The following is a 17,412-nucleotide window of genomic DNA, read 5'->3' on the forward strand; positions in this document are numbered from 1 at the left end:
TGCGAAACAGGCAGGCAGAGTAGCGGCGCCGCCAAGGTCCGGGCAAGCCGACCTTCGGACCGTCACCGCCGGCGGTTAACATTGGCTATTCACCACAAGGGCTGGACCATGGATCCGATTCTGCTCGGCAAAGGCATCACCGACGATGTGGCCGTCACCCTGCTGCCGAAACTCGGCAACCGCCACGGCCTGGTGGCCGGCGCCACCGGTACCGGCAAGACCGTGACCCTGATGACCCTGGCCGAGGGCTTCTCGCGGCTGGGCGTGCCGGTGTTCCTGGCCGATGTGAAGGGCGATGTGTCCGGCCTGGCGGTGCCCGGCACCGGCGCCGAGAACCTGCTCAAGCGCGCCGCCGAGATCGGCGTGGCCGACTACGCACCGGCCGCCAGCCCGACCATTTTCTGGGACCTGTACGGCAAGCTGGGTCACCCGGTGCGCACCACGGTCAGCGAGATGGGCCCGACCCTGCTGGCGCGCATCCTCGAGTTGAACGACACCCAGTCCGGCGTGCTCGACATCGTGTTCAAGCTGGCCGACGACCGTGGCCTGCTGCTGCTGGACATGGACGACCTGCGCGCCCTGCTCGGCCTGGTGGCCGAGGAGCGCAAGGACATCTCCACCGAGTACGGCCTGGTCAGCGCGCAGTCCATCGCTGCGATCCAGCGGTCGGTGCTGCGCCTGGCGCAGGATGGCGGCGAGAACTTCTTCGGTGAGCCGGCCCTGGAACTGGCCGACATCATGCGGGTCAATCACGACGGCCGCGGCATGATCGGCATCCTTGCCGCCGACCAGCTGGTGCTCAAGCCGAAGCTGTATTCCACCTTCCTGTTGTGGCTGCTGTCGGAGCTGTTCGAGCAGCTGCCGGAGGTGGGCGACCTGGACAAGCCGAAGCTGGTCTTCATCTTCGACGAAGCGCACCTGCTGTTCGACGATGCACCGCCGTCGCTGGTGCAGCGCATCGAGCAGGTAGTGCGCCTGATCCGCTCCAAGGGCGTGGGCGTGTACTTCTGCTCGCAGTTCCCTGATGACGTACCGGCCAACATCCTCGGCCAGCTCGGCAATCGCGTGCAGCATGCGCTGCGTGCATTCACCCCGCGCGACCAGAAGGCAGTGAAGACTGCTGCCGAGACCTTCGTGCCGAATCCGAAGCTGGACGTGGCCAAGGTGCTCAGCCAGCTCGGTACCGGCGAAGCGCTGGTGTCCACGCTGCAGGACAAGGGTGTGCCGATGCCGGTGCAGCAGACGATGATCGCGCCGCCGCGCTGCCGGATGGGGCCGATCACCGACGCAGAGCGTGCCCAGGTGCGTGCCGGCAGCCCGGTCGGCAGCCGCTACGACACCGCGATCAACCGCGAATCGGCCGCCGAACTGCTGGCCCAGCGTGCGCAGAAGACCGTCGAACAGGCGCAGGCACCGGCCGCGCGCAGCCGCGAGCAGGACGAAGCGCAGGAAGGCGGTTTCGGCCAGGCGATCAAGGACGCGATCTTCGGCACCAAGCGCCGCCAGGGCATGATCGAAACCATGGCCAAGCAGACCACGCGCACCTTCGGCACCAAGCTGGGCAACCAGATCGTGCGTGGCATCCTGGGTGGCATCTTCGGCGGCAAGCGCTGACCTGCCCTCCCGGGGTCGGCGCCCTTTCCTGCGGAAAGGATCCGACCCCATCGTTCCCCTGAAAAGAAGTCGCACCACATGTCGCGTTGGCGTCCCCCTGCAGAAAAGAGTACCGCCCTGATCACCGCCTCCGGCCACGCGCGGCTGAAGGCAGAACTGGATGACCTGTGGCGTGTGCGCCGCCCCGAGGTGGTGAAGGCACTGGCCGCGGCCGCCGCGGAAGGCGACCGTTCGGAAAACGCCGAGTACACCTATCGCAAGAAGCAGCTGGGCGAGATCGACCGCCGTGTGCGCTACCTGACCAAGCGGCTGGAATCGCTGCGCGTGGTCGATACCACGCCGACCGATCCGCAGGCGGTGTTCTTCGGCGCGTGGGTGGAACTGGAGAACGTGGACAGTGGCGACACCAGCCGCTATCGCATTGTCGGGCCGGATGAGACCGATGCTGGGCTGGGTTGGATCAGCATCGATTCCCCCCTGGCGCGTGCGCTGCTGAAGAAGCGGCTGGATGATGAATTTTCGGTAGAACTGCCCGGCGGCCAGTTCACCTTCGCGGTGATCAGCGTGGAATACGAACCGCTGTAGCGTCGACTGTCAGTCGACCACCGCGCCAAGCGCGGCACAAACCTCCGCAGCCGGACGGTGAACGCACCGCGCTCCTCATCGCGGTTGATGACTCGCCGAAGCCATCTGTCGGGCGTTCACGGCCTCGGAACGAAGAGCAGTCGACTGACAGTCGACTCTACATAGCCCTGTGCAACGGCGGCGGGTACTGGCGGCCGGCCCGCAGCGGGCGGAAGTACGCGGCATCTGCATAGAAGGCGGCATCCTGTCCCTGGTGCCAGCCCGGGATTCCCGCCAGCGGCAGCGGACGCAACTGCAGGGGATCGGTCACTGCCCTGCCCTCGACGATGGCCGAAGCCACTGCGTCAACGCAGGCATCATCGACTTCGCCGTGCACCACCACGCACTTGCCGACCAGCAGGCGCCCCGGTAGCAGCGCCTGCTCCATCAGCGCGTGCCCGAATATCGCAGCGATAGCGATGTCACCACTCTGCCAGCGCGCAGGCTCGAACAACGCCGGCCAATCATGCACGTCCCATGCGGCCAACACGTCCTCATCGCGCACACGCACGATCACCCCGGTTTCGTCGAACTGGGTCAGCGCGGCCTGCGCGCGATTGCGCTGGCCCGGCGGCATGGATGCGATATGCCTGCACTGCTGCACATTGAGCACCTGCTTGAGCTGCGGGTAACGGGCCCACACCAGTGCATTGAACAGGTCATGCCAGTTGTCGGCGCGGGTGGCGATGCGCCCCTGTGCGATGCGGGCTTCGTAGTGCAGCCCGTCGGCCAGCAGCGCGGCATCCTGCTCGACCAGGTGCTTGCCGGGCAGCGTGAGGCGTGCCTCGAGCGCTGCAATGGACGGCCACTCAGGGCTGGCCAGCAGGTCATGGACGTCGCGCAACCCGGCAAACACCGGGTGCGCGAACACCTGCGGATCGACCGCCGCACGCGGCGGCGGCACGAAGCGGCGCACACCGCTGCCGTCACCGGCGGCGGTCGTCGCTGCGGTCACAGCATCTTGAGATCGAATGCCGGGCGGGTAGCGGCCGGCAGCGCATCACCGTACAGGTCGTGCTCATCGCTCTCGGTGATTTCCACGTCGACGAACTCACCCACGCGCAGCGGCACCTGGTCGGCATTCTGGATGTGCACCAGGCCGTCGATCTCCGGCGCATCGGCCTTGGAACGGGCCACGGCGATGTCACCTTCGATGGCATCGACCAGGCACTGCTGCACGGTACCGATCTTGGCTTCCAGGCGTGCGGCGGAAATCTGCGCCTGCTTCTCCATGAAACGGGCCAGGCGTTCCTGCTTCACTTCTTCCGGCACGGCATCGGGCAAGTCATTGGCGGTGGCGCCCTCGACCGGCGAGTAGGCGAACGCACCGACGCGATCCAGCTGTGCCTCGTCCAGGAACGACAGCAGTTCTTCGAACTCGGCCTCGGTCTCGCCCGGGAAGCCGACGATGAAAGTCGAACGCACGGTGATGTCCGGCGCGATGCGGCGCCAGTTCTGCACACGCTCCAGGGTCTTCTCGACCGCACCCGGACGCTTCATCAGGCGCAGGATGCGCGGGCTGGCATGCTGGAACGGAATGTCCAGGTACGGCAGGATGCGGTTCTCGGCCATCAGCGGCACCACCTCGTCCACGTGCGGGTACGGGTAGACGTAGTGCATGCGCACCCACGCATCCAGCTCGGACAGGCCTTCGCACAGCGCCTTCAGGCGGGTCTGGTAGGCCTTGTTTCGCCACATCTTCTCGGCGTACTTCACGTCCACGCCATAGGCCGAGGTGTCCTGCGACACCACCAGCAGCTCGCGCACGCCACCACGCACCAGGCGCTCGGCCTCACGCAGCACCTCGTCGACCGGGCGCGAGACCAGCTTGCCGCGCATCGACGGGATGATGCAGAAGCTGCACTTGTGGTTGCAGCCTTCGGAAATCTTCAGGTAAGCGTAGTGGCGCGGAGTCAGCTTGATGCCGTAGTCAGGCACCAGGTCCACGAACGGATCGTGCTTGGGCGGCAGTGCCTCATGCACCGCTTCCATCACGCTCTGGTAGTCCTGCGGGCCGGACACCGCCAGCACGTTCGGATACGCCTCGCGGATCTGCTCCGGGCGCTTGCCCAGGCAGCCGGTGACGATGACCTTGCCGTTCTGGTTCATCGCCTCGCCAATCGCGTCCAGCGACTCGGTCACCGCCGAATCGATGAAGCCGCAGGTGTTGACCACCACCACATCGGCCGAATCGTAGGACGGGACGATGTCGTAACCTTCCGAGCGGAGCTGGGTGAGGATGCGCTCGGAATCGACAAGGGCCTTCGGGCAGCCAAGGCTGACGAAGCCGACTTTGGGGTTCAGCTGGGACATGGAATCGCGGGACTCTGGGGGCCTGGGCCCCTGCCGGCATGGCAGGGGTTCCTGGGGGCCGGGGCCTGAAAGGGCGCCAGTATACCGGGGTTGGCGGCCGGGCTCTGAATGGCCAGCCGCCCGATCGCGCACAGCCGCTGACACCGCGCTAACCCGCGCAGCACCGACAATGCAGTCCTGTCCCTGCAACGAGAGTAGATGACGATGGCCGAGTGGATCACCCTGGATACGCACCACGGCGCGGTACGGGCCTGGCAGGCACTCCCCGAGGGCACCGCGCGAGGCGGGCTGGTGGTGGTGCAGGAAATCTTCGGCGCGAACCCGCACATCCGCGGCGTGGCCGAACGCTTCGCCGCCGAGGGCTATGCGGTGCTGGCACCGTCGTTCTTTGACCTGATTGATGGCCCCGATGCCGACCCGGATGCCCTGCCCTACGACGCCGACGGCGTGAAGCAGGGCCTGGAACGGGTCAGCGCGCTGGGCATGGAGAAGGCGCTGGAAGTGGTCCGCGCGGCAGCCACCCGGCTGGCCCCCTACGGCAAGGTCGGCACCGTCGGCTACTGCTGGGGCGGTACGGTAGCGATGCTGTCCGCAGTGCGCCTGGGCCTGCCCTCTGTCAGCTACTACGGCGCGCGCAACGTCCAGTTCCTCGATGAGACGCCGAAGGCGCCGGTGATCTTCCACTTCGGCGCCCAGGACCGCAGCATCCCGCCGGAAGCGGTCCAGGCCCATCGCGAGAAGCTGCCGCAGATGGCCACCTTCGTCTATCCGGCCGACCACGCCTTCAACCGGGAGGTCGGACATGCGTATGATCCAGACAGCGCCGCCCTGGCGCTGCAACGCACCCTGGACTTCTTCTCGGAGCATCTTGGATGAGCGAATTCGAACTCGATTCACGCCTGGCCACCGATAGCGTGCTGGTGGCCGAAGGACCGTTGTCGCAAGTGCGGCTGATGAACGACGAACGATTCCCGTGGCTGGTACTGGTACCGCGCCTGGCCGGGGTCACCGAGTGGATCGAGCTGGACGGCGAGCAGCAGGACAAGCTGCGCACCGAGCTCAATCGCGCCTGCAAGGCCCTGAAGGGCGCCGACGGGGTGGAGAAGATCAACATCGGCGCGTTGGGCAACATCGTGCGCCAGCTGCACTTCCACGTGATCGGCCGCCATGACGGTGATCCGGCCTGGCCGGGCCCGGTCTGGGGCAGCGGTCCCGCGCACCGCTACGAAGCGGCCGCACTGGACCAGCATGTCGCCTACTGGAAGGAACGGCTAGGATATCCGGCCCACACCTGAGCCTTCGCCGACCCGATGCGATTCAACCTCGTTGCCGCCATCCTGCTGATCCTGATCGGCCTGTTCATGCTCGCCAGCAACCTCGGCTGGACGCACCTGAACCTGTCCAAGCTGCTGCTGACCTGGTGGCCGGTGGCGCTGGTGGGTGTCGGGATCGCGATGCTGTTCGGGCGCGGAAAATAACGAAGGCGGCGCATTGCGCCGCCCTCGTTCATGCAGAGCCGAGCCATGCTCGGCTGCCCCGCCTTGAAGCCGAGCATGGCTCGGCTTCACAAACCGCCTGCAATCTTCAGGTCCGCGGCAGGGTCACACCGGTCTGGCCCTGGTACTTGCCGCCACGATCGCGGTACGACGTCTCGCAGATGTCATCGGCTGCGGCCTGGAAGAACAGCATCTGTGCAACGCCTTCGTTGGCATAGATGCGAGCCGGCAGCGGCGTGGTGTTGCTGAATTCCAGGGTGACGTGGCCTTCCCATTCCGGCTCCAGCGGCGTCACGTTGACGATGATGCCGCAGCGCGCATAGGTGCTCTTGCCCAGGCACACCACCAGGGTATCGCGGGGGATGCGGAAATACTCCACGGTACGCGCCAGCGCGAAGCTGTTCGGCGGAATGATGCACTCGTCGGCGGTGATGTCGACGAAGCTGCCCGAGTCGAAATGCTTGGGATCGACGATGGTCGAGTTGATGTTGGTGAACACCTTGAACTCGCGCGAGCAGCGCACGTCGTAGCCATAGCTGGACGTGCCGTAGCTGACGATGCGCTCGCCGTTGGCCTGCTTGACCTGCCCGGCCTCGAACGGCTCGATCATGCCGTGCTGCTCGGACATGCGGCGGATCCAACGGTCACTCTTGATGCTCATGCTTTGTCCTGGGGGATACGAGGGGGCGCGAGGATTCTAGCAGGGGGCCGGGCATCGCCGACGGACCCGGCCGAGGTGCTTACAGCAGCGAAGACAGGATCGGAATCGACGCCCGCGGGCGCTTGCCCACTTCCTCGATCAGGCGCTGCGCGGCATGGCGGTAGGCCTGCGCCGGCACCGAATCGGGCTGCGCCACGGTGATCGGGGTACCGCTATCGCCCTGCTCGCGGATGCCGATCTGCAGCGGCAGCGATCCCAGCAGCGGCACGCCGTACTGCGCGGCCATGCGCTCGCCACCGCCCTCGCCGAACAGATGCTCGACATGCCCGCAGTGGCTGCAGGTGTGCACGGCCATGTTCTCGACAATGCCCAGCACCGGCACCTCGACCTTCTCGAACATCTTCAGCGCCTTCTTCGCATCCAGCGTGGCGATGTCCTGCGGCGTGGTGACGATCACCGCACCGGCCAGCGGGATCTTCTGGGTCAGGGTCAGCTGGATGTCGCCGGTGCCCGGCGGCAGGTCGATCAGCAGGAAATCCAGGTCATCCCACAGCGTGTCGTTGAACAGCTGGGTCATTGCCGAGGTGGCCATCGGACCGCGCCAGATCATCGGCGTGTCCTCTTCGATCAGGTAACCGATCGACATCGTGTCCACGCCGAACGCGCGCAGGGGCTCGATGCTCTTGTTGTCGGGACTTTCCGGCCGCCCGGACAAGCCCAGCATGGCGGGCACGCTGGGGCCGTAGATGTCCGCGTCCAGCACGCCGACACGTGCGCCCAGCTGCTGCAGCGCCACGGCCAGATTGACCGCGGTGGTCGACTTGCCCACGCCGCCCTTGCCGGAGCCGACCGCGATGACATTGCGGATGCGGGCATGTGGCGTCAGTCCCTTCTGGACCTGGCTGGCATGGGGGCGGCGGGGGGAACTGTTCACAACGGGCACCAGCTGTATCAGGGGGAATAACCCAACATCATACAAGCTGGACGTAGCCTGACTGAAATTCAGGATTGCTACAGATTCGTGCACAGATTGTTAAGTTCATGTTACGTTCCTGGAGCACTGTTTTGGGCTGCGGAGCTGGTTTCCAGCGCGCACGATGGCGCATGCGCAGTGCCGATTTTTGTTTTTGCTCTCTATTGGAACTACATGAAATACGCAAGCAACACCGCACGTCGCAACACGCTCGCCGTCGCCCTGATTTCCGCCCTGATGGCCGCCGCCCCGGCAATGGCCCAGGACAAGGCGACCAACCTGGACAAGATCACCGTCACCGGTTCGCTGATCCCGCAGACCCAGGTTGAAACCCAGACCCCGGTGATGTCCATCACCGCCGAAGACATCCAGACCCGCGGCTTCAGCAGCGTTGCTGAAGTGCTGCAGCAGTCCTCGCTGACCACCGGCGGCCTGCAGGGTGGCCAGACCTCGGGTTCGTTCACCCAGGGCGCTGAAGCAGCCGGCATGTTCGGCCTGAACCCGGGTTACACCAAGTACCTGATCAACGGCCGCCCGATGCTCTCGTATCCGGCGCTGTACAACGGTAGCGACACCTTCAACAACATCAGCGGCATTCCGATCGACATCGTCGAGCGCATCGAAGTGCTGCCCGGTGGCCAGTCCTCGCTGTACGGCTCGGACGCGATCGCCGGTGTGGTCAACATCATCCTGAAGGAGCGCATGGACGGCGGTACGATGACCGTCCGTGGCGGCACCTACACCGAAGGCGGCGGCAGCAATATCCGCTTCAGCGCAGCCAAGGGCTTCAACGCGTTCGACGACCGCTTCCACGCGCTGGTCAACGTGCAGATCGAGAACGGCAGCCCGATCTGGGGCTACCAGCGTGACATCACCAAGCAGAACAACCCGGTCGGCTACACCGCGCAGGTGCCGTCGAACGACTTCGCCGTCATCACCAATGCAGACAACAAGCTGCTGATGATGGACCCGAGCCGCTGCGCCAACGTGGCGGGCCTGTACGACGGCACCACCGTCGTCGGCAAGCGCGCGTCGGGCGAGTCCTGCGGTTCGGTGTACAGCGCCGGCTACAAGACCCTGAAGAACGGCAAGAACAGCGGCCAGTTCTACTCGTCGATGACCTTCGACGTGAACGACAACTTCCAGCTGTTCGCCGACGTGCTGTACAGCAAGGAAAAGACCGAGTTCACCTCCGGCTCCAGCGCCCTGTGGTGGGGCACGAAGTCGGTCATGGGTGGCTTCTACGACCAGGGCGCAGGCAAGGTCGTGAACCTGCAGCGCGCCTTCGCGCCGGAGGAGATCGGCGCGGGCGACTACAACAACATCCTGAACTCCGATGAGAGCCGCGCCTACCAGGTCACCCTGGGCGGCAAGGGCATGGTCGGCGACTGGGATTACAGCGCCAGCTTCACCCGTGGCGAGTACCGCCTGGACCAGAACCGCTTCGTGCGCTGGAAGGACAAGATCGAGGACTTCTTCGGCCAGACCGTGCTGGGCCCGCGCCTGGGCACCTACACGGACCCGAAGGACCCGACCGCCACGTTCGGCATCTACAACCCGAACTACGCTGCCTTCTACTCGCCGATCACCCCGGACCAGTTCGCCAGCTTCACCGGCTACGGCACCCACCGCAGCAAGACCTGGCAGAACCTGGGTCGCGTGCAGGTGACCAACGGCTCGCTGTTCAGCCTGCCGGGCGGTGACGCCGGCCTGGCCGTCGTGCTGGAAGGTGGCAGCGAAGGTTGGGACTACTCGCCGGACCAGGCCTTCGTCGACGGCAACGTGTGGGGCACCACCGCCGTCGCGGGCGCCGGCCACCGCAGCAACTACGCGGTCACCAGCGAACTGCGCATGCCGCTGCTGGAGAAGCTGACCGTCAGCGCCTCGGGCCGTTATGACGCGTTCAAGATCGCCGACAAGACCGTCGACAAGGCCACTTACAGCATCGGTCTGGAATTCCGTCCGATCGAGAGCCTGCTGCTGCGCGGCAAGTACGGCACCGCCTTCCGTGCACCGACCCTGTCCGATGCCTTCCAGGGCATGAGCGGCTCGTACTCGTCCGGCCAGAACGACTACTACCGCTGCAGCCAGCTGGGCTACGGCCTGCGTGACGAGGCCTGCTCGTTCTACAAGAACACCTCGGTGTACAGCGAAAAGTCCGGCAATCCGGACCTGAAGCCGATCACCGCCGACGTGTGGAGCGCAGGCGTGGTGTGGGCCCCGGTGAGCAACTTCTCGCTCTCGGCCGACTACTACAACTGGAAGATCAAGAACGAGGTCAAGACCCTCAGCACCGACCAGCTGCTGCTGGCCGAGTACCAGTGCCACAACGGGCTGCCGAACAACACCTCGGCCAGCTGCCAGAACGTCACCGACTGGGTGTCGCGCGATGCCGGCGGCAACCTGACCCGGGTGTACACGCCGAAGCTCAACGTCGCCAGCCAGAACCTGGAAGCGGTGACGGTGGCGGCCAAGTACCAGCAGGATATCGGCCGCTTCGGCTCGCTGATGTTCTCCGGCAACTACACGAACATGCTGAAGCGTGAAGTGCAGCCGATGCCGGGCGCCGCCAAGCTCGACCTGCTGAGCGATCCGTACAACATGTGGTACTACGACAACTTCGCCAAGGTCCGTGGCGATCTGTCGGTAGCCTGGAACATCGCCAAGTTCACCACCACCGTGTACGCCAACTACGTCGGCAGCACCCCGAACTACCTGGCCTACACCGGCCGCAGCTACGGCTATGTCCACTCTTCCGGTGCCAAGGCCGGTAAGTGGGGTTCGTACACCACGTACAACCTGAGCATGAACTATCAGGCACAGGACGATCTGGTCCTGTCGCTGATGGTCAACAACGTGTTCAACAAGCTGCCGGAAGGCCAGCGCTACAACTACCCGGGCAACGAATCGACCCCGTTCAATGACGGCTTCTACAGCGTCTACGGCCGCCAGATCTCGGCCCAGGTCAAGTACAACTTCTGATCCCGTCGTTTCCCGGACTTCGTGTCTGGATCAGGCCCCGCTTCGGCGGGGCCTTTTTTTTCCTTCTATGCGGCATGGGGAAAGCCCGCGACGTATCGATTGTTAATGTCAGTTGAATTTATCAAATATTCATTTTCCCTGCTTTCCGATAATCCGGAAAACGGCAGAAATGCCTGTGGAGAAGGGCCTTTTTACGAAGCGCGCAACCGTCCGTCACCGACCGTTACAGAACTGCGCAAGGCACGTTAAGCGTGTGTTACGTTGACGCCACGCCGCTAAACCGCATAGGCAAAGTAGCTGAACAGAATCGAAATCCCAGGAAAGGGATACACGCGTCATCACGATCACACGGAGTAATCGCATGTCTCGTCGTCGCTTCGCATTCTCGCACCACCCGCTCACCCACGCCGTCGCCTGCGGCTTGTTGCTGGCCGGCAGCAGCGCCACCGTACTCGCCCAGGACAGCAGCAAGGCCGCGACCAACCTCGACCGGGTCACGGTCACCGGCTCGCTGATCCCGCAGACGCAGATCGAAAACCAGACGCCGGTGCTGACCATCAGCGCCGAGGCGATTCAGGCGCGCGGTTTCTCCAGCGTTGCCGAAGTGTTGCAGCAGTCCTCGTTGACCACCGGCGGCCTGCAAGGCGGCCAGACCTCAGCATCCTTCACCCAGGGTGCTGAAGCGGCTGGCATGTTCGGCTTGAACCCGGGCTACACCAAGTACCTGATCAACGGCCGCCCGATGCTCTCGTATCCGGCGCTGTACAACGGCAGCGACGCGTTCAACAACATCAGCGGCATCCCCATCGACATCGTCGACCGCATCGAGGTGCTGCCCGGTGGCCAGTCATCCCTGTACGGTTCGGACGCGATCGCCGGCGTGGTCAACATCATCCTCAAGGAACGCATGGACGGCGGCACGCTGAACGTGCGCGGCGGCGCCTATTCCGATGGCGGTGGCGCCAGCTTCCGCGTGAGCGGCGCCAATGGCTTCAACAGCAAGGACGATCGCTTCCGCGCCCTGGTCAATGTGCAGTATGAAAAGACCAACCCGATCTGGGGTTACCAGCGCGACATCACCAAGCAGAACAATCCGCATGGCTACACGCGCCAGCTGCCCTCGAACGACTTCCTGGTCTTCGACGCGGATACCAATGATTTCCTGATGATGGATCCGAACAACTGCGCCGGCGTTTCCGGCCAGTTCGGCGGCACCACCATCCTCGGTACGCGCCGCGCTGGACAATCCTGCGGCTCCGCGTTCGGTGCGGGTTACAAGACGATCAAGAACAGCAAGGAAAGCAGCCAGTTCTATTCGTCGCTGACCTACGATGTGAATGACAACCTGCAGCTGTTCGGCGATGTCCTCTACAGCTACGAAACCGTCAAGTACAACACCGGTGCCGGCTACAACTACTGGGGCACGGACATCAGCATGGGTCCGTTCTTCGATCAGTCCAGTGGTCGCTATCTGGGGCTGCAACGCGTGTTCGCACCCGAAGACATCGGCGGCATTGGCTACCGCGACATCATGAATACCGACCGCAGCAAGTCCTATCAGGTCACGCTCGGTGCACGCGGCGCGATCGGCAGCAACTGGGACTACGAGGCCAGCGTCACCCGCGGCGAGTACAAGCTCAACGAGCGTGGCTATGCACGCTGGAACGACCCGATCAACAACTGGTTTGCCGACAACGTGCTGGGACCGGTGCTGGGCCAGACCGACGACGGCTACAACATCTACAACCCGAACTGGGGCGCTTTCTATTCCCAGCTGCCGCAAGGGGCCTTCCAGAGCTTCACCGGCTTCACCACCAGCCGCAGCCGCACCTGGCAGACCCAGACCCGCGCGCAGATCACCAACAGCTCGCTGTTCAAGCTGCCCGGTGGCGACGCCGGCTTTGCCGCCGTGGTTGAAGGCGGCAGCGAAGGGTGGAACTACACGCCGGACGTGCGCCTGACCGACGGCACAGTGTTCGGTACCACCTCGGTGGCGGGCAACGGCCATCGCAGCAACTACGCTGTCACCAGCGAACTGCGTCTGCCGTTGCATGACATGCTGACGGTCACCGCTTCCGGCCGCTACGACAACTTCAAGATCGCCGGCCATACCGTAGACAAGCCCACCTACAGCATCGGCCTCGAGTTCCGCCCCTTCGAAAGCCTGCTGGTCCGCGGCAAGTACGGCACCGCGTTCCGCGCCCCGTCCCTGCCCGATGCCTTCCAGGGCAAGAGCGGCTACTACGCCAATGGGTCCAAGGATTACTACCGCTGTGGCCAGCTCGGGTTCGATCCGTCCAACACGGTCGACTGCCGCTACGGCAGCGTGTCGGTGTTCGGCACCCAGTCGGGCAATCCGGAGCTGAAGCCGATTACCGCCGATGTGTGGAACGCGGGCCTGGTGTGGGCGCCGATCAACGACCTGTCGGTGTCCCTGGACTACTACAACTGGAAGATCAAGAACGAGGTCAACACCCTCAGCTCCGACCAGTTGCTGCTGGCCGAGTACTACTGCCGCAACGGCCTGACCAACACCGCCGGCGCCACCTGCGAGGAAGTGGCCAACTGGGTCACCCGTGATGCCACCGGCGCGCTGGAGGAGATCTACACGCCGAAGCTGAACGTGGCACGGCAGAACCTCGAGGCGGTCACTGCCAGCTTCAAGTACGTGCAGGACATCGGTCGCTTCGGTTCGCTGCAGTTCTCCAGCAACTACACCAACATGCTCAAGCGTGAACTGCAGCCGCAGCTCAACGACCCGTTCCTGGATCTGCTGGGCAACCCGTACGCAATGTGGGTGTACGACTCCTACGCCAAGGTCCGGGCTGACGGCTCGATCGGCTGGGCGATCGACAAGTTCACCACCACGCTGTACTTCAATTACATCGGCCGCACGCCGAACTACCTGTCCTACCTGGGCCGTGGCTATGACTATGTCGATCCGACGTCCGGCTACAAGGCTGGCAAGTGGGGCTCTTACACGACGTACAACCTGAGCGTGAACTACCGCGCGATGGACAACCTGACGTTCTCGCTGATGGTCAACAACCTGTTCAACAAGCTGCCGGACAACCAGCAGCACTCCTACGCGGGCAACATCGACGTGCCGTACAACAACTCGCTCTACAACGCCTACGGGCGCGCTATCTACGTCCAGGCCCAGTACGACTTCGGCAGGAAGTAAGCACAGCCAAACACACATGGAAGCAGAGGCCCCGCTCCGGCGGGGCTTTTTTTTGCCTGCGTGGGTCTTCCACCGCTTCTCTCCGGATGCTGCGCGTCGGTGACCATCCTTGATCGTTCGCGGCTGGATTCATGAATGTCAGAAAAATATGACAATTCCACCTCATGCAGCGATCGCGCCGCCCATCACATGAAAATGATTTTAGCCTTATTTTCGCCGAAATTAGCTTCACGATGACGCACTTTATCAACCCGTGGCTTTTCCAAACCTTTTCACCTAAAAAATTTCATTCAGGATTCATTGCATTTTTGTTCACGAGGCATTTATAAATGAGGCACGCCGTTTGTGACCGCGTTCCTGTTTGGCCACGAGGCGCACCCACTACACCCCGGAGAGAGTCCTGATGCAAACGAAGTTCTGGCGCCGCGCGGCGCTGGCTACCGCCCTGTCTGGTTGCCTTTTCTCGATCGCCCACGCTCAGTCCGTGACCGGTTACATCTACGGCCAGGCGCCGGCCGGCACGGGTTCGAGCGTGGTTGTCCGCAACCTGGGGACCGGCGCCACGCGCACCCTGCCGGTTGATGCCAATGGTCGTTACCGCGTGTCCGACCTGCCCAACGGCCGCTACTCGGTGGAACTGCGCCGTGACGGCGCCACGGTCACGACACAGAATGACGTGGCGGTCAACATCGCCTCCGGCACCGAGGTCTCCTTCGCCGGCGGCAAGGCGACTGATCTGGACGGCATCGTGGTGCGCGCCGCGTCGATGGCATCGATCGACGTTTCGCAGGTCGATACCCGGACCGTCTTCAGCTACGAAGACCTGCGCAGCCTTCCGCTGCCGCGCGACATCACTGCTGTTGCCCTGCTGGCACCCGGTGCGATCGCCAGCAACAGCTACAGCGGCGTACCCAGCTTCGGCGGTTCTGCTGCGTCGGAGAATGCCTATTACATCAACGGCTTTGCGGTAACCAACCCGCTGACCAGCATCGGCTCGACCACACTGCCCTTTGAGGCCATCGCCCAGGAACAGGTCCTCACCGGCGGCTATGGCGCGGACTTTGGGCGCTCCACCGGTGGCGTGGTCAACATCGTGACCCGTCGCGGCACCAACGAATGGAAGGCCGGTGCGTACGAGATCTGGAGCCCGGAATCGCTGCGCGCATCTCCGCGCAACATGTATTACGCCAACACCGGCCACTTCACCGCCAATGATCCGCGCGGCGCGGCTTACCAGACCGATGGCAAGCTGTATCAGTACCGCAACAAGAACAACTCCTGGCAGAACACCACCGGTGCCTATGTCGGCGGCCCGATCGTCCAGGACAAGCTGTTCTTCTTCGTCAACGGCGAGTTCACCAAGACTGACGGCACCAGCGCCCGCTACGCGACCAACACCAGCCCGGCCAACCTGACCCGCGGTTGGAACGAGTACACCTATGAATATCCGCGCTGGACGGCGAAGATCGACTGGAACATCACCGACAACCACGTCATCGAGCTGACAGGTGTGTCTGACGTTACCAAGTACGACGCCGAGTACTACTCGTTCGACTACAACAAGTTCACACATGGCGACGTGCAGACCGGCGGCATCAGCACCAAGGAAGACTCCAAACTCTACATCGGCAAGTACACCGGCTACCTGACCGACAACCTGACCCTGTCGGCGCTGTACGGTCGCCAGAAGATCGAACACTCGCAGGGCCTGTACAACTACGACGCAAGCTGCCCGTACATCAGTGCCGGAACCACTGCACGCGTGCCGGGCCTGAACTACAGCGGCTGCCAGAGCACGACCTCGCTGGTCAACGCCGACGGCGCCTTCGACGAGACCAAGGGCGGGCGTATCGACCTGACCTGGCGTCTGGGCAACCATGAACTCCGCTTCGGCTTCGACCGCCAGGATGCAGAGTCGCTGACCGGCACCGAGTATCCCGGCGGCTACGGCTGGATCTATCGTCGCTCCACCAACCCGAACACCCCGATCGATGCATCGCACGGCGTGAGCTCGGCAGCTTCCGGTGGCGGCCTGGGCGCACAGGGCTACTACGTCTATCGCCTGTACAGCACCAAGCTGGCACAGCCGAAGACCGAGCAGGCCTCGCAGTACATCGAAGACCGCTGGCAGGTTTCGGACAACGTTTTGCTATCGCTGGGTCTGCGCAACGAACAGTTCACCAACTACACCGGCACGGGCGAGAAGTATGCGAGCCAGAAGACGCAGCTGGCACCGCGTCTGGGCGTGGCCTGGGACGTTCATGGCGACTCGTCGCTGAAGTTGTTCGCCAATGCCGGTCGCTACCACCTGGCCATGCCGAACAACGTGGCAGTGCGTGCAGCCTCCGGCTCGCTCAACACCAACGAGTACTTCACCTACACCGGCGTCGATCCGACCACCGGTGCACCGACGGGGCTCAATTCCATTCCGGTCGATGCCTCGAAGGGGTACCTGTGCCCGGGTACCAACGCTGTCGCCAGCAACCTGGAATGCGGCAGTGCGCCGAATCCGCGCACCTTGGCCGCAGTGGACATGAAGTCGCACTACCAGGACGAGTACATCATTGGCATGGAGCAGCAGCTTGCGGCTGATACCGTCTGGGGCGCGAAGTTCACCTACCGCGAACTGAAGAGCGCGATCGACGACACCTGCACCCCCGCGCTGGGCGGCGCATGCTTCCTGTTCAACCCTGGCGTGGGCAACACCTTCTGGGAAGAACAGGCCGATGGCAGCTACGAGAAGGTGCACTATTCGGCAGCTGACCTTGGCCTGCCCAAGCTCAAGCGCAAGTACTACGCGCTGGACCTGTTCCTGGAGAAGCGTACGGACAACTGGTACGGCAAGGTCATGTACACCTTCAGCCGCAACTACGGCAATACCGAAGGCCAGCTGAACTCCGACCTGGATACCGGTACCGGTGGCCAGGAAGATGTGTCGGTCACCCAGGACTGGGATCTGCCGCAGCTGATGCAGGGCGCCAATGGGCTGTTGCCGAACCACCGTGGCCATGTGCTCAAGGCGTTCGGCTACATGAAGCTGACCCCCGAGTGGCGCGTGGGTGGCAGCCTGACCGTTGCCGAAGGTCGTCCGAACAACTGCACCAGCATGTACCCGACCCCAGACAAGGGCCTCTACGATGGCTCCTACTATTGGTACTGCGGCCTGCCGGGCAGCGGCACCACACCGGGCACGGCCGGTTACGTGCCGCCGTCGGCGGACTACGGTTCTTCGCCGCGCGGTTCGCACGGCAAGGCGCCGTGGCAGTTCAACCTGGGGCTGAATGTCGCGTACACGCCGGATTGGGCGAAGGGCCTGACCCTGCAGGCCGATGTGATCAACCTGCTGAATCGCCAGGTGGCTGGCAGCACGTACTCGCGTTACGCCGCCTCGCCGTACCGCGGCGCAGCGGACTACAACCCGGAGTACGGTCGTGACCTGAACTACTCGACCCCGCGCTACTTCCGCTTCACTGCCCGATACGATTTTTGATCATCCGGCAGCATCGTTGACCCCGAGGGCCCGTGCGATCCGCACGGGCCCTTCTTTTTTCCTTTCGTGGCGCGT

The 17,412-nt window shown here is 63.8% G+C and carries 13 protein-coding genes; 9 read left to right on the plus strand and 4 right to left on the minus strand.

Annotation, left to right across the window (positions count from 1 at the left end):
• The first annotated feature begins 108 nt into the window (after window positions 1-108).
• Together CKW06_RS17115 and greB are read left to right on the plus strand one after the other, a co-directional pair.
• Window positions 109-1,614: a helicase HerA-like domain-containing protein gene (locus tag CKW06_RS17115; RefSeq protein WP_024958304.1), complete on the plus strand. Its 1,506-nt coding sequence runs from the start codon at window positions 109-111 to the stop codon at window positions 1,612-1,614.
• A 78-nt stretch (window positions 1,615-1,692) separates the two neighbouring features.
• The gene (gene greB / locus CKW06_RS17120) at window positions 1,693-2,199 is read left to right on the plus strand and encodes a transcription elongation factor GreB (protein ID WP_024958303.1); all 507 of its coding nucleotides are present in this window, start codon (window positions 1,693-1,695) and stop codon (window positions 2,197-2,199) included.
• 157 nt (window positions 2,200-2,356) lie between these two features.
• Here the strand turns inward: greB and CKW06_RS17125 are convergent, their stop codons facing one another.
• Together CKW06_RS17125 and rimO are read right to left on the minus strand one after the other, a co-directional pair.
• Window positions 2,357-3,193, minus strand: a complete 837-nt coding sequence (locus CKW06_RS17125; RefSeq protein WP_024958302.1) for a DUF3025 domain-containing protein — start codon at window positions 3,191-3,193, stop codon at window positions 2,357-2,359.
• Window positions 3,190-4,551 carry a 30S ribosomal protein S12 methylthiotransferase RimO gene (rimO, locus tag CKW06_RS17130; RefSeq protein ID WP_012480900.1) on the minus strand — a complete coding sequence of 454 codons (1,362 nt, stop codon included), beginning with the start codon at window positions 4,549-4,551 and terminating at the stop codon, window positions 3,190-3,192. Before rimO ends, CKW06_RS17125 begins: the two co-directional genes overlap by 4 nt.
• A gap of 204 nt (window positions 4,552-4,755) precedes the next feature.
• Here rimO and CKW06_RS17135 point away from each other — a divergent pair, with 204 nt between their 5' ends.
• The 3 genes from CKW06_RS17135 to CKW06_RS23760 are packed head-to-tail and all read left to right on the plus strand — an operon-like array spanning window position 4,756 to window position 6,029.
• A complete protein-coding gene (locus CKW06_RS17135; protein WP_024956336.1) occupies window positions 4,756-5,427 on the plus strand; it encodes a dienelactone hydrolase family protein in 672 nt (223 codons plus the stop codon).
• Window positions 5,424-5,846 carry an HIT domain-containing protein gene (locus CKW06_RS17140; RefSeq protein WP_005410497.1) on the plus strand — a complete coding sequence of 141 codons (423 nt, stop codon included), beginning with the start codon at window positions 5,424-5,426 and terminating at the stop codon, window positions 5,844-5,846. Before CKW06_RS17135 ends, CKW06_RS17140 begins: the two co-directional genes overlap by 4 nt.
• Window positions 5,847-5,861: 15 nt before the next feature.
• Complete coding sequence (locus CKW06_RS23760) at window positions 5,862-6,029, plus strand: LiaI-LiaF-like domain-containing protein (RefSeq protein WP_005410498.1); 168 nt, start codon at window positions 5,862-5,864, stop codon at window positions 6,027-6,029.
• Between the two features lie 106 nt (window positions 6,030-6,135).
• Here CKW06_RS23760 and dcd read toward each other — a convergent pair whose 3' ends face one another.
• Both dcd and apbC read right to left on the minus strand, forming a co-directional pair.
• A complete protein-coding gene (gene dcd / locus CKW06_RS17150; protein ID WP_005410499.1) occupies window positions 6,136-6,708 on the minus strand; it encodes a dCTP deaminase in 573 nt (190 codons plus the stop codon).
• A gap of 79 nt (window positions 6,709-6,787) precedes the next feature.
• Window positions 6,788-7,642 carry an iron-sulfur cluster carrier protein ApbC gene (apbC, locus tag CKW06_RS17155; RefSeq protein ID WP_024956337.1) on the minus strand — a complete coding sequence of 285 codons (855 nt, stop codon included), beginning with the start codon at window positions 7,640-7,642 and terminating at the stop codon, window positions 6,788-6,790.
• 213 nt (window positions 7,643-7,855) lie between these two features.
• On the opposite strand from apbC, the gene CKW06_RS17160 reads away from it, so the two are divergent.
• From CKW06_RS17160 to CKW06_RS17170, 4 genes are all read left to right on the plus strand, one after another.
• Complete coding sequence (locus CKW06_RS17160; protein WP_005410501.1) at window positions 7,856-10,663, plus strand: TonB-dependent receptor plug domain-containing protein; 2,808 nt, start codon at window positions 7,856-7,858, stop codon at window positions 10,661-10,663.
• A gap of 105 nt (window positions 10,664-10,768) precedes the next feature.
• Window positions 10,769-10,912, plus strand: a complete 144-nt coding sequence (locus CKW06_RS23765) for a hypothetical protein (protein WP_154699828.1) — start codon at window positions 10,769-10,771, stop codon at window positions 10,910-10,912.
• A 112-nt stretch (window positions 10,913-11,024) separates the two neighbouring features.
• Window positions 11,025-13,847, plus strand: a complete 2,823-nt coding sequence (locus CKW06_RS17165) for a TonB-dependent receptor domain-containing protein (RefSeq protein ID WP_024956338.1) — start codon at window positions 11,025-11,027, stop codon at window positions 13,845-13,847.
• Window positions 13,848-14,250: 403 nt separating this feature from the next.
• Window positions 14,251-17,337, plus strand: coding sequence for a TonB-dependent receptor (locus CKW06_RS17170; protein ID WP_024956339.1), 3,087 nt, complete (start codon window positions 14,251-14,253; stop codon window positions 17,335-17,337).
• Window positions 17,338-17,412: the final 75 nt, after the last annotated feature.

Source organism: Stenotrophomonas maltophilia, from assembly GCF_900186865.1.
GTDB classification, from domain to species: Bacteria; Pseudomonadota; Gammaproteobacteria; order Xanthomonadales; family Xanthomonadaceae; genus Stenotrophomonas; species Stenotrophomonas maltophilia.

Bases quoted from the DNA above. Each gene is read 5' to 3' on its own strand.
- greB (WP_024958303.1), top strand. From the start codon at position 1,693: ATGTCGCGTTGGCGTCCCCCTGCAGAAAAGAGTACCGCCCTGATCACC.
- CKW06_RS17140 (WP_005410497.1), top strand. From the start codon at position 5,424: ATGAGCGAATTCGAACTCGATTCACGCCTGGCCACCGATAGCGTGCTG.
- CKW06_RS23765 (WP_154699828.1), top strand. From the start codon at position 10,769: ATGTCAGTTGAATTTATCAAATATTCATTTTCCCTGCTTTCCGATAAT.
- CKW06_RS17160 (WP_005410501.1), top strand. From the start codon at position 7,856: ATGAAATACGCAAGCAACACCGCACGTCGCAACACGCTCGCCGTCGCC.
- CKW06_RS17115 (WP_024958304.1), top strand. From the start codon at position 109: ATGGATCCGATTCTGCTCGGCAAAGGCATCACCGACGATGTGGCCGTC.
- CKW06_RS23760 (WP_005410498.1), top strand. From the start codon at position 5,862: ATGCGATTCAACCTCGTTGCCGCCATCCTGCTGATCCTGATCGGCCTG.
- CKW06_RS17170 (WP_024956339.1), top strand. From the start codon at position 14,251: ATGCAAACGAAGTTCTGGCGCCGCGCGGCGCTGGCTACCGCCCTGTCT.
- rimO (WP_012480900.1), bottom strand. From the start codon at position 4,551: ATGTCCCAGCTGAACCCCAAAGTCGGCTTCGTCAGCCTTGGCTGCCCG.
- CKW06_RS17135 (WP_024956336.1), top strand. From the start codon at position 4,756: ATGGCCGAGTGGATCACCCTGGATACGCACCACGGCGCGGTACGGGCC.
- dcd (WP_005410499.1), bottom strand. From the start codon at position 6,708: ATGAGCATCAAGAGTGACCGTTGGATCCGCCGCATGTCCGAGCAGCAC.
- CKW06_RS17165 (WP_024956338.1), top strand. From the start codon at position 11,025: ATGTCTCGTCGTCGCTTCGCATTCTCGCACCACCCGCTCACCCACGCC.